Origin of the sequence: Deefgea tanakiae (genome assembly GCF_019665765.1) — a bacterium.
Classification (GTDB): domain Bacteria; phylum Pseudomonadota; class Gammaproteobacteria; order Burkholderiales; family Chitinibacteraceae; genus Deefgea; species Deefgea tanakiae.
Genome location: NZ_CP081150.1, coordinates 1866831 through 1892823, shown reverse-complemented (window position 1 = coordinate 1892823; position 25993 = coordinate 1866831). Strand labels below are relative to the sequence as shown.

Here is a 25993-nt window from a genome sequence, read left to right as displayed (position 1 = left end):
CTTTGTTTGAAAAGCAGTAAGGAAGCGGGTTGGCCCTTGATGGCTATTTTTTGCTGGGAAATATTTATGTACATAGCCTCACTGGCAATACATCGATAAAAATTCAAATTAAAAACGAAAAAACGGCCTTCGCAATGAAGGCCGTTGTGATTATTGTGTTTATTTTTTAAACATACCAACTACTTTTCCAACGACTGTCACCACCGCCAATGATGCGGCACCCGCAATCACCCCGGCGATCGCATTTAAAAACGATGGCGTCAAAATTGCGAGTGTGTGGCCAACGTAAGGGATGGTTTCGGCATCGTGACCGATGTGCTCGATCGTGTGGTGTAGGTAATCAATTCCGTGCGTGAGAATGCCACCACCGACCATAAACATCGCCAAGGTGCCGACAATGGCCAAAACGCGCATCAATTTCGGTGCGCCAGCTAAAAGCCCTCGGCCGATGGCTTGCGTGAAGGCATTGCTATTGGGGCGTTGATTCAGATACAGACCGGCATCATCCATTTTGACAATCGCAGCGACCAAGCCATAAACGCCAACGGTCATAATTAGTGAAATTCCAGCCAGTACGCTGAGCTTGGACATGAACGCCATGCTGGCCACGGTGCCGAGCGTGATGACGATGATTTCGGCTGAGAGGACAAAGTCGGTGCGTATTGCACCTTGGATTTTGTCTTTTTCAAAAGCGACCAAATCGATTTCGGTGTTTTGAGCAGCTTCGCTGAGGGCTTGGTGTTCGGCTTCATCTTCTGCTTTGCTGTGCAAAAATGGATGGGCAATTTTTTCGAAGCCTTCAAAGCACAGATACAAACCGCCGAGCATCAAGAGCGGCATAATGAGTGGAATTGGGTAGCCAAAGGCTTTGAGCTGGTCTTCGATAAAGCTGATCAATAGCGCAGCGGGGACAAGGATGAGTTTATTTTTGAATGAACCTTTTGCAACCGCCCATACCACGGGCAATTCGCGCTCGGCGCGTACGCCTGAGACTTGCTGGGCATTGAGTGCTAAATCGTCGCCTAGTACGCCTGCAGTTTTCTTGGCGGCAACTTTGGTCATCAGTGCAACATCGTCGAGTACCGCTGCGATATCGTCTAGTAATACAAGTAGGCTAGTTCCTGCCATGCTGGCTCCCTATTGATTCAGTACATTGTAATTTGGGCATTAATATACCTGAACTGAGGGTTAGTGCCGTGATTGGCATGTTCAATCCGGTAAAAACGATGCAATTTGGCAGCTGTTCTGGTGCCGAGGCTCTACTTTTTAATGCTTTAAGCTTGTTGTGGCTGCGCCAAAGTTGGAGATGTACATGCCTGGTTAATATAAGGCGCTTGGTGTGGTGCTTGCTCACTGCGATTACGCCCCTTGGCTTTGGCTTGATAGAGGGCTTGGTCCGCTTGAATGAGCGCATTGGCCAAATTAAGTTGCTCATCGCTTTGCTGCGCAATGCCGGCAGAGAAGGTGACGGGTAAGTCTCGCCCCGCAATTTGAGGCAATTGCTGACGCAAGGCTGCGCGCCAGACTTCGGTTTGTTGGATAGCTTGTTCGGACAGTGTATCAGTCATCAGGATCAGAAATTCTTCACCGCCAATTCTGAAAATATAATCACTTTGACGTAAATTCGTTTGTAATAACTGCGCCACATGGCGCAGTACGATATCGCCTACAGCATGGCCTTGTTGGTCGTTAATGGTTTTGAAATGATCCAAATCGAGCATGACTACGGATAAAGGTTGCTCTTTTCGTGAGGCATTTGCGATCAGATTAGGGGCGATTTCATCGAGGAAGCGCCGGTTATGTAGGCCTGTGAGTGGGTCGTGAATCGCCTCTTCACGTAATTGTTGCTGTAATAAGGCATTGGCTTCGATTTGATCTTCAAGAATATTTAAAGTTTGTTTCAGTTCGTGCTGGATGAGTTTTTGGTGAGTGATATCACGCAATACCAGCAATAAGCCAATCGCTTGCTGTTGATAATAAACAGTGACCGAGCGCAGATCATAGTAGGTATCACCTAGTTCGATTTCAAATTCAACGGGTAACTCTTTGCCCCACAGCAATGGCAAAACGCTATTGAGGTATTCTAAGCGCGCCAAAGGCAGGCCTGTTGCGTTGGGCGGCATATTGGGTAGTGACTGTGCGGCTTGATTCAGTTGCGCAATTTGTTTGGCTTCGTTAATCACCAGTACCGCATCAGGCATCGCATCGAGCAATACATCGTGGGCAATTGGGAGCAAATCAAACAGTTGCCGGTGTGATACGAGCCAATAAAAAATACATCCCATCAGTAAAAAACTAAACGGCGTAGGGTCAAAATCAAACAGAGTCACTAATCCGGTGAGGTGCGCAGCATTGGCGAGCCACGGCACCGCCATCGCAATAGCGAGTCCAATGTAATGCCGACGATGCAAGCGGCTGGCTCGTGCGAGGGCATTGAGTAGCACCAACATACTGAGTGTCATATAGCCATACATAAACAGCGCGGCGATATAAAACCATGGTCCATGTTGATAAACAATCGCGGCTCCCACCTCGGCACTGATGGGGAGGGTGCTGACGTACATCCAGTGATGCATCTCATTACTGAGCGCGATAGCGACCGTAACGAGTGGCATCAGCCACAGTCCAAGCTGCCAGCGCCACGAGGGCTTTTGATAATAGCCTTTCACATAAGACCAAACAAACATCGCCCAAAAAGTCGGGACGGCCATGATGCCAATCCACGCCAGTTGCGCGAACAGCACTTTGGAGGAGGGCGAAGTTAGCAAGAGCTCGATCGCTGCAGCAGTACTCCACCACGCCGAGCCTAAGAGGGTAGCTACAAAATAATATTGCGCAGGAAACACTTTGCGCTTTGCCGCCAACACGGCGAGCGCCAATGTCAGTACGGTGCACAGTAGCAATGAAAATGAAGGCCAATTCATGAGACAAACCTAGTGTGACGCTGCTTAAACAGTGTTTTGTAAAATTGATGACAGATGGTTTGATTGCTAGGCATGAAAAGTGCCCACTTCGAAAGTGGGCACTTTGATTAACAGCAGAATAGGCCTTGCGCGCGGAATTGCTCTCGCACGCGGTGAACGAGCTCTTGGCTCGGTGGACGGGTGTCGGTGAGTTCGTATTTCATACCCAGCTCTGCCCATTTGTCTTCCCCCATTTTATGGAAGGGCAGCACTTCCACTCGCTCAATGAGATCAGGTGCTAGGCGGTTCAAGTCGCCTAAATATTGCGCCAAACCTTCTACATCGGCTTCGTCATCGCTGATGCCAGGCACCAGTACATAGCGCAGCCAAATTTTCTTTTGCATGCGAATTAGGCGCTCAGTAAAGTCGAGCGTCGGTTGTAAAGGCTTGCTGGTGAGTGCTTCGTATTTTTCGGGATTAAATTGCTTGATGTCGAGCAGTACCAAGTCGATGTTGTCGAAGTATTCATCGGGCAAATGCGCGGCCAAGAAGCCTTGGGTATCGAGCGCGGTATGGATTTTTAGATCGTGTTTGGCGCGGCGGAAAATCTCGCCAATAAAATGCGCTTGCATCAGTGGCTCGCCACCTGAAATGGTCAGGCCACCTGCAATACGTAGGAAGCTGGCGTATTTGCCAATCTCAGCCACGATATTGTCGACCGTGTATTGCTTGCCATTGTGTAGCTTCCACGTATCAGGATTGTGGCAGTAAAGGCAGCGGAACTGACAGCCGCTCACAAATAACGCAAAACGCATGCCTGGGCCATCAACGGCGGCACCCGTTTCAATTGAATGGACATAGCCATATTGATTGCCATCGGCATCAAAAGCGGCAGGGACTATTTCACCTGCGGGTTTGTTGATCTGCATGTGATTTCCAGTGTGTTTTTTTGATTTTAACTGAACTCTGTTACGCCGCGCGTAATATTGCAGTTTAGACGCTAGGTTGGCGCTGGATATGAAAACGGACCGCAGGCATGCCTGCGATCCGCTGGTGCGAGGCGTATTAAATTAGCACTTTTCGTGGAAAGTGCGATTAATCACGTCTTGCTGTTGTTCACGCGTGAGCTTCACAAAGTTCACGGCATAGCCAGATACGCGCACGGTGAGTTGTGGGTATTTGTCTGGATTTTCCATCGCGTCTTCGAGTGTTTCTTTATTCAAGACATTCATGTTCAAGTGAAAAAGCTGAGCCATCATTTATCCTTTTGGGTATACGCTTGTAGGCATTATCAATTAATGTCTACATGGCAATACCCTTGTGGGATATTGCCATGCTATGTCAAATTAACACTTGGCGTGGAACGTACGGTTAATCACGTCCATTTGTTGTTCGCGAGTCAACTTCACAAAATTCACTGCGTAGCCAGAAACACGAATCGTCAATTGCGGATAGTTTTCTGGGTGTTCAACGGCATCCAGCAAAGTATCTTTATTCAGCACGTTCATGTTCAAGTGGAACAATTGGTCTGGACCTTGTTCGATTTCAGCCAATTTTGCGTCGACTTTATCTGAGGTCATGCACACAGAACATTCGTCGCCGTGCGGGCCAAACAAACCGTCAATCGAGGCAGCCAAAGTCTTAACGCGATCTGCTGCGTTGTGGCCGAGTGCGTCTGGTGTCATCGATGCTGTCCAAGACACACCATCCAGTGCTGATTCGTACGGAATCTTCGACACTGAGAAACCCGCAGCAACGAAACCATTGGTATCACGGCCATTCATCGGGTTTGCGCCCGGTGAGAATGGTGCGCCTGAACGGCGGCCGTCTGGCGTGTTACCGGTTTTCTTGCCGTAAACCACGTTCGAAGTGATCGTCAATACCGATTGTGTTGGCATTGAATCACGGTAGAACACGGGTTGCGCTTTGATTTTGTTCATGAATTCAGTCGTCAACCACACAGCGATATCATCAACACGGTCGTCGTTATTACCGTAGGCTGGGTATTCGCCTTCGATCACGTAATCCACTGCAATACCGGCTTCATTGCGTTTGATATGCACTTTGGCGTGTTTCACGGCAGACAATGAATCGGCAGCCACTGACAAACCAGCGATACCGCAGGCCATCGTGCGCAAGATGTCACGGTCGTGCAATGCCATTTCGATGCGTTCGTACGAGTATTTATCGTGCATGTAATGGATTGAATTGAGCGCAGTAACATACGTTTTTGCCAACCAGTCGAGCATGGCATTAAATTTCGGCATCAATTCATCGTATTCGAGAATATCGCTCTTGATTGGCTCGAAACCTTTTGCAACGACTTTGCCCGTTTTTTCATCCACGCCGCCGTTGATCGCGTACAGCATGGCTTTAGCCAAGTTCACACGGGCACCGAAGAATTGCATTTGTTTACCAACGCGCATCGCAGAAACGCAGCAGGCAATTGCGTAATCATCACCCCATTTTGGCAGCATCAAATCGTCGTTTTCGTACTGGATCGCCGAGGTGTCGATCGATACTTTCGCGCAGAATTCTTTAAAGCCTTGTGGGAATGAAGTCGACCACAAAACAGTCAAATTTGGCTCTGGTGCTGGGCCAAGGTTGTAGAGGGTATTGAGTACACGGAAGCTGGTTTTGCTGACCAAAGTACGGCCATCTTCACTCATACCACCAATCGATTCAGTCACCCAAGTTGGGTCGCCTGAGAATAGATCATCATATTCTGGGGTACGCAAGAAGCGCACGATACGCAATTTCATCACCAGATGGTCGATCAATTCTTGCGCTTGTGATTCGTTAATCGTGCCTTCAGCCAAATCGCGCTCGAAGTACACGTCAAGGAAGGTCGAGATACGACCAATCGACATCGCCGCGCCATTTTGCTCTTTTACGGCAGCCAAGTAACCGAAGTACAGCCATTGCACCGCTTCTTGTGCTGTCGCAGCTGGGCGACCAATATCAAAGCCGTAGTTTTTCGCCATTTGTTTGAGTTCAGATAGCGCTTTGATTTGCTCTGCCAATTCTTCGCGCAAACGAATGATGGCTTCAGTAAATGGCACATTGTCGATTTCAGTTTTTTCGCGTTTTTTGTCCGCGATCAGGAAATCCACACCATATAGCGCTACACGGCGATAGTCACCGATAATCCGGCCACGACCGTATGAATCTGGCAAACCGGTAATCACGCCTGAGCTACGGCAGGCCATGATTTCTGGCGTGTAGGCATCAAATACGGCGTTGTTGTGATCTTTACGATATTTAGTAAAGATGTCTTTGATCTGTGGATTCATTTCAAAATGGTAGGCTTTGAGGCCATTCTCAACCATTTTCAAACCGCCGTTTGGCATAATCGCACGGCGTAGAGGGGCATCGGTTTGTAAACCAACGATGGTTTCCAAATCTTTATTGATGTAGCCAGGGCCGTGTGCAGTGATGCTTGAGCCAACTGAAGTAGATACTTCTAAAACACCACGTTTGCGCTCTTCTTTTAAGAGTGCAGACAATTCTGTCCATAATTGGGTAGTGCGCTCAGTCGGGCCAGCAAGGAAAGTATCGTCACCCAAATACGGTGTGTAGTTGGCTTGAATAAATTCGCGAACTAGTACTTTTTCTTGCCATTCGCCTGCAGTGAAATTACGCCAAGCGTTGATTTGCAGGTTTTCTTGAGGGGCATTCATTTGGGTGAGACTCCTATGGGCGATGTCTGTTGGACAATCTTTGGGCCGAAGCTTTCAATTGGTGAATTGAAAGCGCATCAGTGTATTGCCGGATTGGGCAATGTGTTTTCTTGATACTTATTAAATCATCGTAACAATATTGTCATTCTAAAAGTTGATGTACATCATGTTCCAGAATATGTTACTGAATATTTTCAACTACATACGCTGGCTCTAAATCAAACTATCTTAAACAATACTCTTTAGATATTTATCTCTTTCATGACAATATCTTATGCCTTTAATGGCAGAAATGGAATGTGAAAAGTGGCAGAAGGCTTGTAAGAAATTGATTAAAATCAAGATGAAGTTTGCCGCAGGGGAGGCATAAAAAGAAGAGTAGGACGGTGGAATTAAAATGTTGATGTATTGCCCTCTAAGCATTTAATAAAAAGGCTTAGAGGGCAATACGGTTAGAAGCGAGGTTCGGCTGCTTGTGGGCCTAACCAATCGCGTAAATCGGCTAATAATTCATCGCGTAATAAAATCCGCCAAGCGTGATTCAAAGTCATTTGGCAGCGTGCTTCGGTATTTTGATAATCAATTTCAACAGCGCAGCCATGCTCTGCGGTGTGCGGAGCGAGTAATTGTTTCAGTCGCGCGGCATCGGCTTCACTGCCCATATTGATTTTCAAGGCACGCGCGAAATGGCTGCGCGCTTCGGCAAGATCAAAGACTCGATCGGCAATAATCCGCTGCCCGCCAGAAAAACGATCCTCGGAGACTTTGGCCTCGATGACCAGCAGCGTGTCCTCTTTGAGCTTGGTGCGATTGGCTTCATAGGATTCCGAATACAGCGTCAGCTCGACTTTGGCATGACCATCGTCGAGCTGCAAAAAGCACATCCGACCTCGGTCGCCATTTTTAATCCGCATGCCAGCGACGATACCCGCAATAAATTGCGGTTCACGTTGATTTTGCAGGCGATCCAGTCGTGTACGGATTAAACCTTTGATTGGTTTGGCGTGCGCGTCAAATGGATGACCGGATAGATAAAACCCAATCGCAGTTTTTTCTTCAGCGAGTTTGATTTTTTCGTCCCACGGCTCGGCTTCAATGTGCTCAATTTGCGGCGCGGCAGCCGGCTCGAGCATGTCAAACAGACTGCATTGGTTGGCATTGGCCAGCTCCGCTTCGGCGACGGCCATCGCTTGCTCGACGTTGGCCATGAGTTTGGCGCGATTGGGCTCAAGCGCATCAAAAGCACCGCCGCGAATCAGCGCATCGACCACGCGTTTATTCACTTCTTTTTTATCCGTTCGGCTGCATAAATCGTACAAGTCTTTAAATGGGCCGTTTTTCTCCCGCTCGGCCACAATCATATTGACTGCACTTTCGCCCACGCCCTTAATCGCGCCGAGTGCGTAGCGAATTTGTTTTTTGCCTACGGGAACAAAGCGATAAAAACTTTCATTTAAATCGGGTGGCAAGATGACGAGTTTGTTCTTTTTGTCGAGGCAATCGTCATAAAACACTTTGAGCTGTTCGGTATTATCTAGCTCGGACGACATCGTCGCCGCCATAAACGCGGCAGTATGATGGGCTTTTAGCCATGCCGTGTGATACGACACCACGGCATACGCCGCGGTATGCGATTTATTAAAACCGTACTCGGCAAACTTGGTCATCAAGTCAAACAAGGTTTCGGCGAGTTTTGGATCGTAGCCTTGCTTGGCCGCACCCTCAGCAATCGTCTCCCTATGCTTGGCCATTTCTTCCGGCTTTTTCTTACCCATCGCACGGCGCAACATATCGGCGCCGCCGAGCGTATAGCCACCGATAATCTGCGAAATCTGCATCACCTGCTCTTGATACACGATAACGCCGTAAGTCGGTTCCAAACATTTTTCAAGGTCAGGGTGGAAATAGTCGGGCGCTTCAAGACCTTTTTTACGATTAATAAAGGTGTCGACCATGCCCGAGCCGAGCGGACCCGGACGGTACAGCGCCAATACCGCAATAATGTCCTCAAAACGGTCGGGTGCCAGCTTTTCGAGCAAGCGTTTCATACCATCTGACTCGACCTGAAACACGCCGGTGGTATTGGCATCGCGGAAAACTTGATACGCAGCTTGATCGCCAAAACCCAGACTCATTAAGTCCAGATATTCGCCCGTTTGCGTTTTGATGTATTGCAGCGCGAGTTCAATAATCGTTAGATTTCGCAGACCCAAAAAGTCGAATTTCACCAAGCCAACGGCTTCAACGTCGTCTTTATCGAGCATCGATACTGGCGATGCATCGTCGCCTGCGGCTTGATAGACAGGGCAAAAGTCAGTGATTTTATTCGGTGCAATCAACACGCCACCGGCATGCATACCGATATTACGCGTTAAGCCTTCGAGTTTTTTGGCCAGCTCCCACAGTTCTTTGAGTTCTTCTTCGCGCTCAACGCGCTCAGCGAGTTCTGGCACCATTTCCAGCGCATCGTCCAGACTATATTGCTTGCCGGGCGCGGCAGGAATCAGTTTGGAAACCCCATCGCAGAACATATACGGCAAATCCAGCACACGGCCGACGTCGCGCACCACCGCTTTGGCCGCCATCGTACCGAAAGTCGCAATCTGGCTCACCGCATCAGCGCCGTATTTTTCTCGCACGTATTCAATGACGCGCCAGCGATTTTCTTGGCAAAAATCGATATCAAAGTCGGGCATTGAAACGCGTTCTGGATTCAAAAAGCGCTCAAACAGCAGGGCATAGGCGGTTGGATCAATATCGGTAATGCCAAGGCTGTAGGCAACGAGCGAACCCGCACCTGAACCACGGCCGGGGCCCACTGGGCAGCCGTTGACTTTGCCCCAAGCGATAAAGTCAGCAACGATCAAAAAGTAACCGGGGAAGCCCATATTAATAATGGTATCGGTTTCAATTTTGAGTCGTTCGTAATAACGAGGGCGCTCGGCTTCACGCTCAGCTTCATCGAGGTATAGCTGCGCAAGGCGCATTTCTAGTCCGCGTTTGGCCTCATACACCAGGAAATCATCCAGCGTCATGCCTTCGGGTGTAGGGAACGGTGGTAATACGTTTTTGCCGAGCACAATCTCAATATTGCAGCGTTGAGCAATCGTTACCGTATTGGCCAGCGCCTCGGGCAGATCGGCAAACAATTCCTGCATTTGTGCGGTGGTTTTGAAATATTGCTCTTCGGTAAAATCTTTGGGGCGACGTTTGTCGTTCATGACAAATCCCGCCGAAATGCAGGTGCGCGCTTCATGCGCTTTAAAATCATCCGGATCCATAAACTGGATCGGATGCGTTGCGACCACCGGCAGATTGAGATCACCCGCCAAATCGAGCTGGCGCTGCAAGCTGGTCTCGCTCGCTTGCGTACCGGTGCGCTGAATTTCTAAGTAAAAACTATTAGGGAACTGCGCCGACCACCATTGGGCGGCGGTGGTGGCGAGGTCTGAATTATTAGCCAAAAACTGCTGGCCGATTTCGCCCAGCTCCGCGCCAGACAGCGCAATCAGGCCGCTATTATCGCCTGCGGTAAACCATTCTTTTTTTAGCTCACCACGGCCGCGATATTGATTATCGCGAAATGCCATCGTAATCAGTTCGCACAAACGACCATAACCATCGCGATTTTTACAAATCAGCAGCGTACGGAACGGTTTGTCGCGATTATCTGGATTTTCGATCCACGCATCCAAGCCAATAATCGGCTTAATCCCTGCGTTGCGGCAGGCTTTGTAATGTTTGACCAGACCAAAAAGATTCATCAAGTCCGACATGCCAAGCGCCGGCATTTTATCGGCTTTGGCGCGTTTGACGGCATCTTCTAAACGAACAATGCCGTCAGAAACTGAAAACTCGGAATGGAGGCGTAGATGGATATAAGCAGGTGCGTTCATCTAAGCATTTTATCATTACTCAAACGCTCGCCCTTCATTTTGTGGAAAAAAGGCCGATAATTAAGCGGTAATACGATGAAGGAGAATAATCATGAGCGATAGCATGGTGAATGCGGCGAGTAGTGCATCGGCGAATAATCCTGTTCCACTGATGATGCTGCGCAAAAGTTTGGATATCCAAGCACAAGGCGCATTGAGTTTGTTGCAAGCGATCCCACAGCCCGCACCGGTGAATCCGCCTAATCTTGGGCAGAATATCGATACGCGAGCTTAGTGGGTATTTGATTCTAGCCAATATATATTAAAGGCTATATTCATATACATAAAAAATACGGCGCAGATGCGCCGTATTTTATTTTGCAGTAGCGCAAATTAGCGACTAAACACCATTGCACCGTCTTTAGCGTCGACGTGAATCGTGTCTTTCGCGGCAAATTCACCCGCTAATAGGCGTTTTGCCAGCACATTTTCCAATTCGCTTTGGATCGCACGTTTCAGCGGTCGTGCGCCATAAACTGGATCAAAGCCTGCTTCTGCAATCAGATCGAGCGCCGCATCAGAAACCGTTAATCCAATTTCCATGCTTGCCAAGCGATTCATCAGTTTATCCAATTGAATCCGCGCAATATGGCGAATTTGCTCTTGGCCCAGACCGTGGAAGACGACAACTTCATCAATCCGGTTGATAAACTCCGGCCGGAAGTGCGTTTTCACTTCAGCCATCACCGCCAGCTTGATGATTTGGTAGTCCGAGTCGGCCAAGCGCTGAATGTGATCGCTGCCAAGATTCGACGTCATAATGACCACGGTATTTCTAAAGTCGACTGTACGGCCTTGGCCATCGGTGAGGCGACCATCATCGAGCACTTGCAGCAGCACATTAAATACATCCGGATGTGCTTTTTCAACTTCATCCAGCAAAATTACACTGTACGGTTTACGGCGTACCAACTCGGTCAAATACCCGCCTTCTTCATAACCCACGTATCCCGGAGGCGCGCCAATCAAGCGAGCCACTGAGTGTTTCTCCATAAATTCGCTCATATCGATGCGAATCATGTGGTCTTCTGAGTCAAACAAATAGTTCGCCAGCGTTTTGCAAAGCTCGGTTTTACCGACGCCCGTTGGCCCTAAAAACAGGAAAGAGCCATACGGCCGATTTGGATCACCCAAGCCTGCGCGCGAGCGGCGAATCGCATCCGATACCAAACGAACGGCTTCATCTTGGCCGACTACGCGTTGATGCAAGACGTCTTCCATGTGCAGCAATTTTTCTCGCTCGCCTTGTAGCATTTTGCTCACAGGAATACCTGTGGCGCGGCTAACCACTTCGGCGATTTCTTCGGCACCCACTTGCGTACGCAAGAGTTTATTCGTACCACCAGTGGTTTCGGAGGCCTCGGCCGCTTTGAGTTTGGCTTCCAGTTGCGGCAATTGGCCGTATTGCAACTCGGATGCCTTATCCCATTCACCAGCGCGGCGCGCGGTGTCCATCGCCATTTTGACTTGCTCGATTTCTTCGCGAATCGCTTGGCTGCCCAGCACACTGGCTTTTTCGGCTTTCCAGATTTCGTCCAAATCGGAATATTCGACATCGAGTTTGGCGATTTCGTCTTCAATCAAGGCGAGGCGTTTTTTACTCGCTTCGTCTTTTTCGCGTTTGACCGCTTCGCGTTCGATTTTGAGCTGAATAATCCGGCGATCAAGCTTGTCCATCACTTCGGGCTTGCTGTCGATTTCCATTTTGATTTTAGCCGCTGCCTCGTCAATCAAATCGATGGCTTTATCGGGCAAGAACCGATCTGTGATGTAGCGGTGTGATAATTCCGCTGCCGCGACAATCGCGGGGTCGGTGATTTCCACACCGTGATGGATTTCGTATTTTTCTTGCAAGCCACGCAAAATCGCAATCGTTGCTTCAACGCTTGGCTCGTCGACCATGACTTTTTGGAAGCGGCGCTCTAGGGCTGCATCTTTCTCGATGTATTTACGATATTCATCGAGTGTCGTCGCACCCAAGCAATGCAATTCACCACGCGCGAGAGCTGGTTTTAGCATATTGCCTGCGTCCATCGCGCCTTCGGCTTTACCGGCTCCAACCAGCGTATGTAGTTCATCGATAAAGACGATGACTTGGCCGGCTTCTTTTTCAAGCTCGCTGAGTACCGCTTTCAGACGCTCTTCAAAATCGCCACGGTATTTAGCGCCAGCCAGCAATGAAGCTAGGTCAAGAGACAATACCCGTTTGCCTTTCAGTGACTCTGGTACTTCGCCATTGATAATGCGTTGCGCCAAGCCTTCAACAATCGCAGTTTTACCCACGCCCGGTTCACCAATCAACACCGGATTATTTTTGGTACGGCGTTGCAAAACTTGAATCGCGCGGCGGATTTCATCGTCGCGACCAATAACTGGGTCGAGCTTGCCTTGTCGTGCTCGCTCGGTGAGGTCGAGACAATATTTTTCAAGTGCTTCACGTTGCCCGTCAGCTTCAGGGTTATTCACCGCGTTGCCACCGCGCACCGCATCGACTGCGGCTTGCAGTGCGGCTTTATTGCCGCCGTTTTCTTTGAGAAGACGGCCTGCTTCGCCTTTGTCGTCGCACAGCGAAATTAAAAATAAATCGCTTGAAATAAACTGATCGCCGCGTTGCATCGCGGCTTTGTCGGTTTGATTCAGTAGGCGGGTGAGTTCTTTGCCGACGGTTAAATCGGCATCGCTACCCGATACTTTTGCAATGCGGGCTAAAGCAAGATCGAGTGCAGTGCGCAGTGGCTGCACATTGACACCAGCGCGGGCGAGCAGGGCGGCAGTGCCCGAATCTGCATCGTTGAGCAAAGCAAGCAATAAGTGCTGTGGCTCGATATAGGCGTTGTCATTCATATTGGCGAGGCTTTGCGCATCGGCCAGTGCTTGTTGAAACTTGGTGGTGAGTTTATCGAAACGCATTTTGTTTCTCCAATTTGCTTAGTTAAAGAATACATGGCTGCCGCCTTCAGTTTCTTCAAGTGATTGTAATTAAATAGATATTTGAAAGTACTGATTATCAGTGAGGGTGGGGAAGGTATGAGGGCTGCTTTTGCCGCAGACTTATTGCGCCCAGTGTGTTTGGGCTCATAGAGTTTGGCAGGCTTGATTTGGCGCTGATCGATGTTCACGTAACAAGGCTTTGAGCGAGCTGATGACCTGATCAGATTGCCCAAAATGAATGATGTGGTCGAGTCGAGCCATTTCTTGCTCGAATGCTTCGCGACTTAACATGCTTGGCCTCTAAATTTCTTTAGCGCAGTATAGTAAGCAAATTTTATAAAAAATAAAAAACCGCCAGACTAGCTGGCGGTTGATTTGGGCTTGAAGTGGATGGAATTAAGTCCGTACACAATCCATGAAATAATTGGTTTTTCCTGCCTCCGTCACAGCGACTAGACCGTGAATATAGGTTTCAAAGCCAGGGAATTTCTGGTTGAAATCACGCGCAAACTTCAGGTAATCCACAATCGTTTTGTTGAATACTTCACCTGGAATCAACAGTGGAATACCTGGCGGATACGGCGTAAGCATCACTGCTGTTACGCGGCCTTCGAGTTCATCAATGGCGACACGGTCGATTTCTTTGTGTGCCATTTTAGCAAAGGCTTTGGCGGGCTTCATGGCCGGTACCATGTCCGACAAATACATCTCGGTTGTTAGACGAGCAACACCGTGTTCTTTGTAAATACCATGAATTTGCTGGCAAAGGTCGCGCAAGCCAAGGCGTTCGTATTGTGGGAATTTGGCAATAAAGTCTGGCAATACACGCCAAAGTGGGGCGTTTTTATCGTATTCGTCTTTAAACTGCTGCAAGGCCGCCAGCAATGTGTTCCAACGGCCTTTAGTAATGCCGATAGTAAACATAATAAAGAAGGAGTATAGCCCGCACTTCTCAACAACGACACCGTGTTCAGCCAGATACTTCGTTACAATACTCGCTGGAATACCTTGCGCATCGAAATCACCGTTCAAATCCAAACCTGGCGTGAGGATGGTTGCTTTGATCGGGTCGAGCATATTAAAGCCATCGGCGATATCGCCAAAGCCATGCCAATTATCCCCAGCTTTGAGCATCCAAGCATCACGATGATCTAAACCTTCATCGGTCAAATCATCTGGCCCCCACACGCTAAACCACCAGTCTTCACCGTACTCTTCATCCACTTTGCGCATTGCGCGGCGGAAATCGAGTGCTTCCATCAACGATTCTTCAACCAGAGCCGTACCGCCCGGCGCTTCCATCATCGCTGCCGCAACATCGCACGACGCAATAATTGAATATTGTGGGCTGGTTGACGTGTGCATCAAATAAGCTTCGTTGAATAAATCACGGTCGAGTTTGCGATTTTCTGGGTCTTGCACCAAAATTTGCGAAGCTTGGCTCAAACCCGCGAGTAATTTATGCGTCGATTGCGTTGAGAACACCATTGATTCTTTACAACGCGGACGATCTTCGCCAATCGCATGATAATCGCCGTAAAACTCGTGGAATGCCGCGTGCGGTAACCAAGCTTCATCGAAATGCAGCGTATCGATTTCACCGTCGAGCATGCCTTTGATGTCTTCGACGTTGTACATAATGCCGTCGTAAGTCGATTGTGTAATCGTCAAAATACGCGGTTTGAAGTCTGGATTTTCGAGCAATTTTTCACGCGCAAATGGATTTTCCATCATCTTTTTACGGATGTTTTCTGGCGTAAATTCGCTTTTTGGAATCGGGCCAATAATCCCGTAATGATTGCGCGTTGGCATCAAAAATACCGGCACCGCGCCCATCATCATGATCGAATGCAGGATCGATTTGTGGCAGTTGCGATCGACGACGACCACATCGCCCGGTGCAACGGTAGAATGCCAAACGATTTTGTTCGACGTAGACGTGCCATTGGTCACGAAAAATAGATGGTCAGCATTAAAAATGCGCGCTGCATTGCGCTCAGACGCTGCAATCGGGCCGGTATGGTCGAGCAATTGACCGAGTTCTTCCACCGCATTGCACACGTCGGCGCGCAGCATATTTTCACCAAAGAATTGGTGGAACATTTGCCCAACGGGTGATTTCAAAAATGCCACGCCACCCGAGTGACCAGGGCAATGCCATGAATATGAACCATCATTGGCGTAATGCGTGAGTGCGCGGAAAAACGGAGGCGCGAGCGTATCGAGATAGGATTTCGCTTCGCGGATAATATGCCGCGCGACGAATTCTGGCGTGTCCTCATGCATATGAATAAAACCATGCAATTCGCGCAAGATATCGTTTGGAATGTGGCGTGCAGTGCGCGTTTCGCCGTAGATATAGATTGGAATATCAGGATTGCGGCGGCGGATTTCGGCGACGAAATCGCGTAGGTTAGTTAATGCTGCATGTGTTTCTTCTTTCGAACCAGCGCCGAATTCTTCGTCGTCGATCGACAAAATAAAACCAGAAGCACGGCTTTGTTGCTGTGCGAAGGAGGTCAGGTCGCCATAACTGGTATAGCCCACCACATCCATGCCCTCGGCCTCAATTGCCGCAGCCAGTTCACGAATACCGGAACCACTGGTGTTCTCGGTGCGGAAGTCTTCGTCGATGATGACGAGGGGAAAGTTAAAGCGCATGTGATTCCTTCGCTAAAAGTGAAAACGCCCCAAGCTGGGGGCAGGGGCGTAGTTTAAACTAGAAATATTTTTTTTATATTATTTTGTCCAAAATCCGAGCATTAAATTTGCGATCAATGATCAGATTTGAGTGGATGATTTATTCATGATGGTAATAAATCAAGGTTGTGTGCAGTCGACACCATTTCCCCATGGTAATTTGCCATTGTTTGTACCAGGTCGCCAGGCTGTATCTCCACAGTAAGCGTTATAAGCGTCAGCGGTACAAGTGTAGTCTTTACTGTCTAGGGTGACGATAACACCTGAAGAATAGGGGGGATTTTTGTCGGCATACGGGATGCCTTTACATGCCGCGGCTGCCGGCGCAACGGGTGGAGAACCTAATGCAATCCCCGTGCTATTGGTGCCAATAAAAGTGCTCGTGGCAACGGTTTGCAATTCGCCTAATGCATTGGTCCAGCAGGCATTGACTGATAAATGTTTCACACCGTTGCCACCAACCACATCAACTACTTTCCAGTAGCGGCGAATTTTGCTTGTGCTGCAATCAGCAGGCGTTGCATCGGCCCCGTCAACGAGATCGGTGACTGATTTTGTTCGTGCGTTATCTATGATTTGCTGTGCCATTGCTAAACCCCGAGAACGATCGGCTGCGTGGTTTACATTGCGATAAAGATTGCCGGTAAATCCAGACAAAGCGAGTAGGCCTAATGACAAAATTACAATTGAAACCAGCACTTCAATTAAGCTAATGCCGTATTGTTTTTGTTGGGATGACATTAGAAATCCCTCCATGAACCACTGCGGAAATTAGCAGTGAGTCCACCTAAGCCAGGCACTTTGGCTTTAGTGGGGTCAGCATATACAGCAAAAGCTAATTTTCCTGTTACATCACCAGCAAATGCGGCTCCACCATTTATATTTAATGACCCTGCTACATTGGTGCCTCCTATGGAGTCACCCCTGACATATAGGAATCCATCGAATGACACACTAGCCCCAACGGTTGATCCGGCTTCAGGGATATAGAGATTTTTTTCAACAATTAGGGTAATTCCTTTGGGATAAAGTGTTGTATTGTAAGGAATGCTAAATGAACCTGGTGCGATGCTAAGGTCGCCGGTGATCAGAATAGTTTTGCTGGTGCCGCATGCGGCGCTTAATGCCGTAGCATCTAGATCCGCTTGCGTTTTATTGCCGACGAGTTTGCAAGTTGAAGCTTTATTTTTTACTGTTCCAAAATCTTCTTTGAAGTATTTTTTAAAGTGATTGTCGATATTGGGATCGGTTTGAACGCTATAGGGCGGCGTATATGGGCTGGTATTACAGTCTGTAATACAGCCTTTAATGTCATTGGTGTTACCCGTGCCAGTATTGATTGGCGTACTGCCTAGGCTAAGCCCGCAGTTATATTCAGAATGACCTTGGGTGTAGGCGTTGATACTTGGACCATCAATGGTTTGCAATTTACCATTGATATCGAGTGGACATACTTTAGATTCGCCTATCGTAAACTCAGTCACCACAAAGGCTTGTGCGTATGCGCATTCATCCGAGCAACCTTGGCTTATCAATACAAAGCGTGTTTTGTCGCTGGCTGATGCGGGGGCAATTGAATATAAAAAAACCTGATATGTTTGGGCTTGACCGCTGATATCCGCTCCAGCTGCATCCTTGGCTAAGGGAAGGGTAAAGCTTTTGGCAAGTTTTAAGCCTGTCTGTAAAAAATCATGCGTGGTCGCTCCTGTTGCTGCATTCAGATAACCTTTGTTATTAATTTTTTCTTTGTTATCGTATCCGGCTTTGAGCGTCCATTCTGTTGCAGTACCTGCTGGCGGGTCAAAATATTTTTTGTAATTAGTTTCGGTTCCGACAGTTTTATCTGCCGCAGATATTTCACCTATAAAGTGCTCTAAGCCAGACTGTGCTGATTCTAAAGCGAGCGCATGTTTATAGGTATTGGTGGTGGTTTTTTGCTCGATGAAAATCGAGCGATTCGTGTAAAGCGCCATAATGCCCAGCACAATCAGCATCATGACGGTGATGAGTAAAGTGGCGATTCCACGTTGTTGTTTGAGTGGGGTGTTTTGTAGATTGATCATCGCGAATTTAGATTGCACTGCCAGTGGCAGGGGCATTGTGTAGGGTGATTTGTTGTGAAAGTTCAAAAACGGCTTGGGCATCATGACTCAGCTCGCCTTTTATCGCGAGGCGTAATAGTGGTCGACTACCGTTGTCATCAATGGTTGGATTAAATAGCGTAATTTTATTATTGCTACCTAAAGTCATTGGCGACCAAGCTGTGTTGGTATCGGCTGAGCTTGGGCAGTCATTCGTGGCTGTACCCGATTGGGTGTACATATAGAGTTTATTGTTATGTAATAAAAAACCACTCACCCGAAGTACATTTTGCTCGTTGACATAGCTATATAACACACAGTTGTTCGCGCTAAGTGCGGCATCGGTTTTACCTAAATAAATCGTGCCCACATTTGCTGTGCTGCCATTGGGTTTATACCCCGCGCGGCGTAAGTCTCTTTGCATTAAATCGGCGCTGGCGCGAATTTCTTGTTGCAATTTACTTTGTGACAGCATGGCTTTGCTGGTTTTGAGTGTGCTGAGAAAGTACGAAAAAGCCCCACCGATAATAATCAGCCCTAAAGCCATTGCGACCAATACTTCAATCAGTGTAAAACCTTGTTGGTTGGGTATTGCTGTCTTTTTATTAGAATAATTAGCATGCATTAGGATACCCCGCTATTTTTTTGCTCGCAGGTGAGCTAATGCATACGCTGCCGGTGACCGACATCGACACGTTGACTGCGCCAATATCATTTTGACTGATCTCTGCGGTTTGTGTCCCAGTTAGGATGGCCATCGATGAATCATTTGGTAAACCGCGGATGCCATCGAAAACGATACCATCAAAGTGTGTTCCTCTATTGAGGGTGATATTACGCCAATCGCCATCGCGTTTGAGTTTGCAAAATAGGGTGTCGCTAGGGTTGGTCTTGGTGCAGTCACAAGGGGTATTTTCACTGGTGATGCCATAACAAGTACTCGCCACATTGAGGCGTACTGGTTTTCCTAGGCGAACCGCTTCAGTGCGCGCAAAAACCAAATCTTGCGCAAAATTTTCGGCCACACCTTTGACTCGACTTTGATTTACAAAACGCATTAAATCCGGCACCGCAATTGCGAGCGCAACCCCCAAAATCACGATGGTAATCATCAGCTCAATGAGGGTAAAACCAAGGGAACGAGCAGGCATCGACTTGTAAGTTTTGGCAAAAGATACGCATTGTTACAGAAATGAGGGCTTAGCTGACAAGTTTTCGTTAAACGGTATTTTTTGGGGGAGGGGTGGTGCTGGGTGTGGAATAAATGACAGAAAGTCTGGTGAGAGTAGGGTGGAATAAGCGTCGCTTATTCCACCCTATGTGCTGCTTTTATGGTCTAGGCGAGCCATCAGGATTTGGTGGGTTGCAGACTCCCCCTTGGGCCGGAGTGGGGTTGCCTGTCATTGCTTTCCATTCGTCTGGTTTGGCATTCGGATGGTTGTGAGCGCCTTTAGCGCAACCGCCTGCTTTGTAGCAGAAGAAAACTTCAGTCCCTTTAATCGTCCATGAGCCTTGTGGGTAAAGTGCTTGGGCGTTATCCCAACGACATACAGAGCTTGGCATTGCAGGCGCAGCTGTATCCGCTGACTTAACATAATTGATATCGTTCACAAGTACTACATTTTGAGTTTTCCCGTCTGCACTGACCCAATTGACATGCACTTGAGCTTTAAATGCAATCGTATCATCTGTTGTGGCGGCATCATCAATCCAGTCTGGTGCTACGCTATATTTTACGTTGACGTTAAATGTTGAAGTACTGTTGGACTTGCTTCCTGTAAATTCAGTCCCGCTCACGGTGCTTAATGCCACTCCGTTTAATGGACTAACGGGGGCTTGGCGAATCCGCGCTGATTGTTTAACTTCCTCAAGCAGACCTTCCGCAAGACGTGTTGCATATTGTTGGTCCTTGGCAACGGTAGTGCCAAGGGTTTGGATTGCATTGAACTTGGCTAATCCCAACGCCGTGACGCCTAACAAAATCACCGAAATCAAGATTTCAATCAGGCTAAATCCAGAATGCTTATTCATTGTGTTGCCCTTTTAAAAGTCAATCCATGAGCCAGTGGTGGTGGTTACGCTGCTCGTAGGGAGGTCGAAGCTGGTTTTGACATAGCTAATGGTGAGCGAGCCTGCTGAGGTATGCGTATGCGCAAGAGCACCAAGTGCATCGGTTTTGCCATTTAGACCAGGGTGTCCCGAAATAGCCGGGTCTACGCCTAAGGGACCCACATCCCATATACCTGCGACGGCTGCTGAGCCTTCGATGGTCATAGCCCCGTTTTGATAGACATTGCCCGTAACATATACAAACGATTCCCCTTGTGCGGTCATCGGGCTGGTTACGTCGCCATTTATGACAATAAATTTGCCAACTGGAAATGTACAAACAGCACTAAGGTTGCCCTCCCACCAAATAAACTTTTGTGACGCAGGAACTGCCGCCGCTTGAGTGCAATTAGTTACTGGTGTACCACTCATTGCTTTAAATTCAGCTGTGGATAAATTTCCAGAGAAAGATTTGAAGTAATTTTCATCATTTAATGCCATTACTGTTGCATCTAATTCAGCTTTTTTCCCAACATCAGTAAATGATGGAAACGCCAATAAGCTTAGGCAGCCTTTAGCATCAGTTGCTGGGTTGCAAGTTCCTCCAGCGCCGCCGTCGCCATACATTACACCGCAAGCTGGTGCTACTGATGTGGATTTTTTGCTGATGTTTAAAGTTGTGCGGGTATCAATATGCTTGCGTATCGTTAATGCATTGTTGCTCGGAGCAATCGAGCCATTCATTTTAATGCTGCGGCGAACTACTGCTGTTGCTAGCGATGTATCTGCGCAAACATTGCCGTCCCCCACGGTTCCTGTGTTACCCACACAACCTTCCGATTTAATATAAAGATAGCCGTTGGCAATTTTAGCCTGAGCACGCCAGCCTATCCCCTGTGCTACGCCAGAGATTGTTGCAACGGGCGCGACAATGTTTTGTACGTATTTTGCAGAATCAAACTCTTTCGGGTCTGTTCCTTTCAGGCTCGCTTTGAATTCATAAGGTACGTTCAATGTACCTCCGCTCAGTGCGCAGCTCGTTGTTGCACCACCTGCCCCCCATGTTTTAACTAAAATGTTAGTAGCAGGTTGTGTGGCTGGTGGGGGGGCGGCTGTTGCTAAGGTCGCTAAATCAGCCTGTATCAGTTGGATGAAGGCATCAGCGCCTGACTCAGCGGCTTGCAGTGCAGCTACGTTTTGATAGGAGTTGCTTGATGATTTTTGTGTCAAGTCGCTACTGCGCTGCGCATAAAAAGCACCCAAAGTCGCAATTAAACCCAGCATAATCGTGACAATCAGGGCGGCTACACCACGTTGGTAGGATATTGATCTGTGCTTGCAAGATGTCGATTGCATATTGAAACTATCCTAAAGCTTACTGTTTTATGGGGCGATTACGTAACTGAATCGTTTCACTGATAGTGATTGGATTCGCGTTCGCCGCGTTACCCGTTAAGGTGATGATGAGACTATCGACCACAAAACTACCATCCATCAGCATGACTTGTTTGGGTTCAAACGTGAGGGCGCTAGTACCGGATAGTTTTAAATTTGCGCTACTTGAAATGGCTGCCCAGCCCGTAGTTGGGCACGTTGTTGGTACTACGGTTGTGGTCGTGATCAAGGTTTCAAGCTGGTTTGCATTCAGACGCAAGCCACGGACATCGCCTGTGTCGACAGTGCCATTTCCTGGTTGAACTAGGTTGCTACTTTCTGGATAGCGATCATATCGAAATACCATGCATTTGAATTGACCGCTACCAGTGGCTGTTTCGTTAAAGAACCAAATTTTGCGAAAACGTTGATTGTCGGTTTCTGTACCCAGTTCGGCGTTAAAATTATATCCAGCTCTGCGCACGTCCCTAGTAATGGTATTCATCATGGTTTGCAAGTCTTCAGCAGCTTTGCCATTGATAAGACTATTTTTGTTGCTGGATAAACTTGAAATAGCAACAGATGCAGCTGCGGAAAGTAATAACAGGCCAACAGCAGTAGAAACGAGAATCTCAATCAGAGAGATACCAGTCTGACGCTTAATTGATTTTATGGACATGTATTAAACCCTGGCATCGCAGGTTGAGTGGAAGGTGTGCATAGGCTGGCTACACCCGTCGTGGTGATATTAGCTTGAAGTTGATATTGCCCAGTCCCAAAAGTAATCGATTGAGCCGTTGTTCCACTATCAAATTTAAATAAATTGTCGATCGGATTTATTTTTGTAGGACCTGCGAGAAATGCTGTACTGATGGCTTTTACTTTAATTTTTGTATTAAGCGCAGCATCTAAGCTACGAATTTCGCATGTTGTAGTTCCTGCTGTGCATGGGTTTGTCGTTGTTGCTCTTAAGTTCCAATCATTATCAGCAGTTCTTTCTGTAAAAAGATAAGTTATTTTATTTCGCTTAATCGCATCATTGCGTGCGTAATTCACTAATGAAAGAAATTCATTCGCGATGCCTTCTAGCTGTTTGCGTTGATACCACTGCGAAAAATTAGGAACCGCAATCGCTAATACAATGCCAAGAATTGCGATGGTGATTAATAGTTCAATCAGCGTAAAGCCGTGGGTGTGTTTTGGCGATGGCTGTTTCATTTTTACCAGCATCCGGAAGTCGCAGTTGTGCCTGAGGCGTTTTGGGATGTGCGTACAGCATTACCATTGGTAACTGTCAAAATTAATTTTTGACAGTTAGTGTCCGAAGTTTGTTTGCCTTTTGCTGTTGCGACTAGAGTGTAGCCAGTTCCAGTTGCCGTGCCAGTAGTAACCACCAAATCATAAAAATTTTCGGAGCTTGGAAACGTCGTAACTGTTGCCCCTCCCGTGGTTACTAAATTTAAGCCTGCAGTTCCAAAATTCTCACTGTAACTTACGTTATTCGCACGCCATTTCTCTTGGGCTTGTTGCACAGTTGAAATTGCTGTTACTCCATCAGTGCGTCGGCTTTTTCGCACATAGTCTTGATAGTTTGGTATCGCAATCGCAGCCAAGATGCCAATGATGGCGACGACGATCATCATTTCAATGAGGGTAAAGCCGGTTTGCTTGCGGTTCATGGGCGAGCCTGTGCTGGGTGTTTGGTATGTTTAGTTGGGATAGTAAAGGTATTTACTTACTGCGAGCAAGACCACTTGGTGAAGGAAAGAGGAGCGGTCTTGCTGACAGGATGAGCGGTAAGGAAGTGTGACAGTACGCACTGTTGTCGCAAAATTAATTTAGTTTTTGCTGCGCTGCACGATTGATTCGATCATGAATTGCGAGCCATTCCGCGCCTTGCGGCGGTGTTTCTAGGAGTAAGAGATCAAATTGCTCTTGGTCTAGTCGACGTAAAGTTGCGTAAATTTCTTGGGCGTAGGCGGTTGGGTTATTGGGCATTTTGTGCTGCGGATATGCAATCGTTGTATTTTCCTCTTGTGTGAGTAATACCACTTTTTTGCCATTTGAATGCTCTCGGCTGGCCACTTGTAACAGCGCTGACAGAGAACCGAGCAGCAATGGTGTACGAGGTGCGTAGTGCGAATCAAGCAATCCTGATACGCGCTGCTGGGCACTGGCTTGGTCGGTGTGATGCTCAATTGCGGTGCCGAGCACTGTTTCAATCGCGGCACGTGAAATGCCGCCAGGGCGTAAGAGCTTGGCAACGCCGCCGACCAAACTAACAATCGTTGATTCAACGCCAACGTGGCAGGCGCCGCCATCTAAAATGAGTTTTAGTTGATCATCCGTAAATTCGTGGCGAACATGCTCTGCCGTCGTAGGGCTAACGTGGCCGAATTGGTTCGCGCTGGGGGCCGCTAGGCCGCCACCAAATTGGCGCAACAACTCATGCGTGATCGGGTGTGCTGGCGCGCGCAGGCCGACAGTATTTTGTCCGCCAGTTACCGAATCGCTAACATGGGCTTGTCGCTCCAAAATCAGCGTGAGCGGGCCTGGCCAAAATGCTTCGGCGAGCTGATAGGCTGAATCGGGGATGTTTTGTGCCCAGTCTGTTAGCTGCTCAACACCCGCGATGTGCACGATCACCGGATGATCATTAGGGCGGCCTTTGGCGGCGAATATTTTGGCTACAGCTGCGGGTTGGCTGGCATCGGCAGCGAGTCCATACACAGTTTCGGTAGGGATGCCGACTAGTTCACCGGCACGCAATAGTGTGAGGGCTTGGCTAAGGTCGGGGATCGAAGTGGTGTTGGACATGATGAGCTGCACGGTAATAGATTGAATGCACTCATTATATCATTGCAGGCCGCGACTTCAGTCCGATTTGCTGTGTACTTGGGTATTGCTTGTAAGGTTATATTTAATAATGTCTACAGGTAGATACATGCTTTGCCTATCGTTTTGGCTGTATCGAATTTCGCAGCTGCTAGATAAACCATGTGTTTTGTCTGGCAGCTGCGGTTTGCTTGACCAATCTAATTAATAAATCGGCAATGCCATAAATAGTTTGATGACGATGGCGTTGGCGATATCGATAAAGAATGCGCCGACCATAGGCACCACAATAAAGGCCAAGTGCGATGGGCCAAAACGATGGGTCACCGCTTGCATATTGGCAATCGCTGTTGGTGTTGCGCCAAGGCCAAAGCCGCAATGACCGGCCGCAAGCACGACGGCATCGTAGTTTTTGCCCATCACGCGGAAGGTCACAAAGATGGCGTAAGCAGCCATCGCAACAGCTTGTACGCTCAGAATGAGTAAAATTGGTAGGGCCAAGTGCGCCAATTCCCACAGACGTAAAGTCATTAAAGCCATTGCCAGAAATAGTGCCAAGCTAACATTACCCAGCACTGAGATTTCACGTTCAAATACTTGATACCAGCCTAAGCCCCCTAGAACATTGCGCAGTAAAACGCCAATGAAGAGTACGCAGACAAAGGTAGGTAGCTCAAATGCGCTGCCTGCTAGGGTCTCAGACAGCATTTGACCACCAGCTAAGCTTAGAGCAATTAAGGCTAGCGACTCAATAAATGAATTAACGGTAATTAGGCGCGTTGCTTGTGGCTCTTCAAATCCCGTTGGTGCTTGATCTTGATTGTGAGAGGCACCGGGGGCGTTTACTTTGCGCATTAAAAATTTAGCCACGGGGCCGCCAATTAAGCCGCCGAGCACCAGACCGAAAGTGGCACAGGCCATTGCCAGCTCGGTTGCGCCTTGAATGCCAAAGCGTTCGCTAAATACGCTACTCCACGCCGCGCCCGTACCGTGACCGCCTGATAAGGTAATTGAACCCGCTAGCAAGCCTAGATGGCCTTCGAGTCCAAGTAGTTTGGCTAAACTAATCCCGATGACGTTTTGCATGATCAAAAGCCCTAGCACAACGCCAAGAAATTTGATCATTACACTGCCACCCGCTTTTAGGCTAGCCAGATTAGCCGATAGACCAATGGTGGCAAAGAAGGCCAGCATCAATGGTGTTTGCAATGAGGTATCAAATTTTACGGTGAAGCCAGCGACTTGCTGTGCGAGCAACATGAGTAAGGCCACCACCAAACCGCCGGCAACGGGTTCTGGAATAGTAAATGCTTTGAGTGGTGCTGTTTTTTCGACCAGCACGCGGCCAAAAAGTAGCACGAGTGAGGCCGCGACAAGCGTGCCGTATCCGCCGATAGTAATCATGCAGTTCCCTTGGAAGTTGCCCCATAGTCTTTAATCACGGCGTGTCTTTTGTCGCGCTGGCAATAGCCAGCTTGGCGTATGACAACTGTTCACTGATTTGG

General features: G+C 48.1%; 20 protein-coding genes and 1 pseudogene. 1 reads left to right on the top strand and 20 read right to left on the bottom strand.

What is annotated here, in order from left to right:
- Positions 1-159: 159 nt before the first annotated feature.
- The 6 genes and pseudogenes from K4H28_RS08865 to dnaE form a co-directional block, all read right to left on the bottom strand.
- On the bottom strand, positions 160-1128 hold the full coding sequence (locus K4H28_RS08865; RefSeq protein WP_221004866.1) for a DUF808 domain-containing protein: 969 nt from the start codon (positions 1126-1128) through the stop codon (positions 160-162).
- Between the two features lie 146 nt (positions 1129-1274).
- Positions 1275-2924 carry a histidine kinase N-terminal 7TM domain-containing diguanylate cyclase gene (locus K4H28_RS08860; RefSeq protein WP_221004865.1) on the bottom strand — a complete coding sequence of 550 codons (1650 nt, stop codon included), beginning with the start codon at positions 2922-2924 and terminating at the stop codon, positions 1275-1277.
- Between the two features lie 107 nt (positions 2925-3031).
- Entirely contained in the window at positions 3032-3832 is an 801-nt protein-coding gene (gene pflA, locus K4H28_RS08855; RefSeq protein WP_221004864.1) for a pyruvate formate-lyase-activating protein, read from the bottom strand.
- Between the two features lie 141 nt (positions 3833-3973).
- Positions 3974-4144, bottom strand: a pseudogene (locus tag K4H28_RS08850) (glycine radical domain-containing protein); the annotation flags it as partial.
- A gap of 105 nt (positions 4145-4249) precedes the next feature.
- Entirely contained in the window at positions 4250-6583 is a 2334-nt protein-coding gene (pflB, locus tag K4H28_RS08845) for a formate C-acetyltransferase (protein ID WP_221004862.1), read from the bottom strand.
- A 452-nt stretch (positions 6584-7035) separates the two neighbouring features.
- Positions 7036-10479: a DNA polymerase III subunit alpha gene (gene dnaE / locus K4H28_RS08840; RefSeq protein ID WP_221004861.1), complete on the bottom strand. Its 3444-nt coding sequence runs from the start codon at positions 10477-10479 to the stop codon at positions 7036-7038.
- Positions 10480-10570: 91 nt separating this feature from the next.
- Between dnaE and K4H28_RS08835 the strand changes: the two genes are divergently transcribed.
- Positions 10571-10753 (top strand): YjfB family protein, encoded by a 183-nt coding sequence (locus K4H28_RS08835; RefSeq protein WP_221004860.1) that lies wholly within the window; start codon positions 10571-10573, stop codon positions 10751-10753.
- 98 nt (positions 10754-10851) lie between these two features.
- Here K4H28_RS08835 and clpB read toward each other — a convergent pair whose 3' ends face one another.
- The 14 genes from clpB to gltS form a co-directional block, all read right to left on the bottom strand.
- Positions 10852-13428 carry an ATP-dependent chaperone ClpB gene (gene clpB, locus K4H28_RS08830; RefSeq protein WP_221004859.1) on the bottom strand — a complete coding sequence of 859 codons (2577 nt, stop codon included), beginning with the start codon at positions 13426-13428 and terminating at the stop codon, positions 10852-10854.
- Positions 13429-13593: 165 nt separating this feature from the next.
- Positions 13594-13740 (bottom strand): hypothetical protein, encoded by a 147-nt coding sequence (locus tag K4H28_RS08825; protein ID WP_221004858.1) that lies wholly within the window; start codon positions 13738-13740, stop codon positions 13594-13596.
- A gap of 105 nt (positions 13741-13845) precedes the next feature.
- Positions 13846-16110 (bottom strand): arginine/lysine/ornithine decarboxylase, encoded by a 2265-nt coding sequence (locus tag K4H28_RS08820; RefSeq protein WP_221004857.1) that lies wholly within the window; start codon positions 16108-16110, stop codon positions 13846-13848.
- Positions 16111-16269: 159 nt separating this feature from the next.
- Positions 16270-16890 carry a type IV pilus modification PilV family protein gene (locus K4H28_RS08815; RefSeq protein ID WP_221004856.1) on the bottom strand — a complete coding sequence of 207 codons (621 nt, stop codon included), beginning with the start codon at positions 16888-16890 and terminating at the stop codon, positions 16270-16272.
- A complete protein-coding gene (locus K4H28_RS08810; protein WP_221004855.1) occupies positions 16890-18296 on the bottom strand; it encodes a pilus assembly PilX family protein in 1407 nt (468 codons plus the stop codon). The genes K4H28_RS08815 and K4H28_RS08810 overlap by 1 nt, the downstream gene beginning before the upstream one ends.
- Positions 18220-18855: a PilW family protein gene (locus K4H28_RS08805; RefSeq protein ID WP_221004854.1), complete on the bottom strand. Its 636-nt coding sequence runs from the start codon at positions 18853-18855 to the stop codon at positions 18220-18222. Before K4H28_RS08805 ends, K4H28_RS08810 begins: the two co-directional genes overlap by 77 nt.
- Positions 18845-19381 carry a GspH/FimT family pseudopilin gene (locus tag K4H28_RS08800; RefSeq protein ID WP_221004853.1) on the bottom strand — a complete coding sequence of 179 codons (537 nt, stop codon included), beginning with the start codon at positions 19379-19381 and terminating at the stop codon, positions 18845-18847. The genes K4H28_RS08805 and K4H28_RS08800 overlap by 11 nt, the downstream gene beginning before the upstream one ends.
- A 178-nt stretch (positions 19382-19559) precedes the next feature.
- Positions 19560-20261 (bottom strand): type IV pilus modification PilV family protein, encoded by a 702-nt coding sequence (locus K4H28_RS08795; protein WP_221004852.1) that lies wholly within the window; start codon positions 20259-20261, stop codon positions 19560-19562.
- Positions 20262-20273: 12 nt separating this feature from the next.
- Entirely contained in the window at positions 20274-21635 is a 1362-nt protein-coding gene (locus tag K4H28_RS08790) for a pilus assembly PilX family protein (protein WP_221004851.1), read from the bottom strand.
- A 19-nt stretch (positions 21636-21654) separates the two neighbouring features.
- Positions 21655-22332, bottom strand: a complete 678-nt coding sequence (locus K4H28_RS08785) for a PilW family protein (RefSeq protein WP_221004850.1) — start codon at positions 22330-22332, stop codon at positions 21655-21657.
- Positions 22323-22871 (bottom strand): GspH/FimT family pseudopilin, encoded by a 549-nt coding sequence (locus tag K4H28_RS08780; protein WP_221004849.1) that lies wholly within the window; start codon positions 22869-22871, stop codon positions 22323-22325. The genes K4H28_RS08785 and K4H28_RS08780 overlap by 10 nt, the downstream gene beginning before the upstream one ends.
- Positions 22872-22873: 2 nt before the next feature.
- Positions 22874-23332, bottom strand: a complete 459-nt coding sequence (locus tag K4H28_RS08775) for a type IV pilin protein (RefSeq protein WP_221004848.1) — start codon at positions 23330-23332, stop codon at positions 22874-22876.
- 154 nt (positions 23333-23486) lie between these two features.
- Positions 23487-24470 (bottom strand): L-threonylcarbamoyladenylate synthase, encoded by a 984-nt coding sequence (locus K4H28_RS08770; protein WP_221004847.1) that lies wholly within the window; start codon positions 24468-24470, stop codon positions 23487-23489.
- A 222-nt stretch (positions 24471-24692) separates the two neighbouring features.
- Positions 24693-25892, bottom strand: a complete 1200-nt coding sequence (gene gltS / locus K4H28_RS08765) for a sodium/glutamate symporter (protein WP_221004846.1) — start codon at positions 25890-25892, stop codon at positions 24693-24695.
- Between the last annotated feature and the right edge of the window lie 101 nt (positions 25893-25993).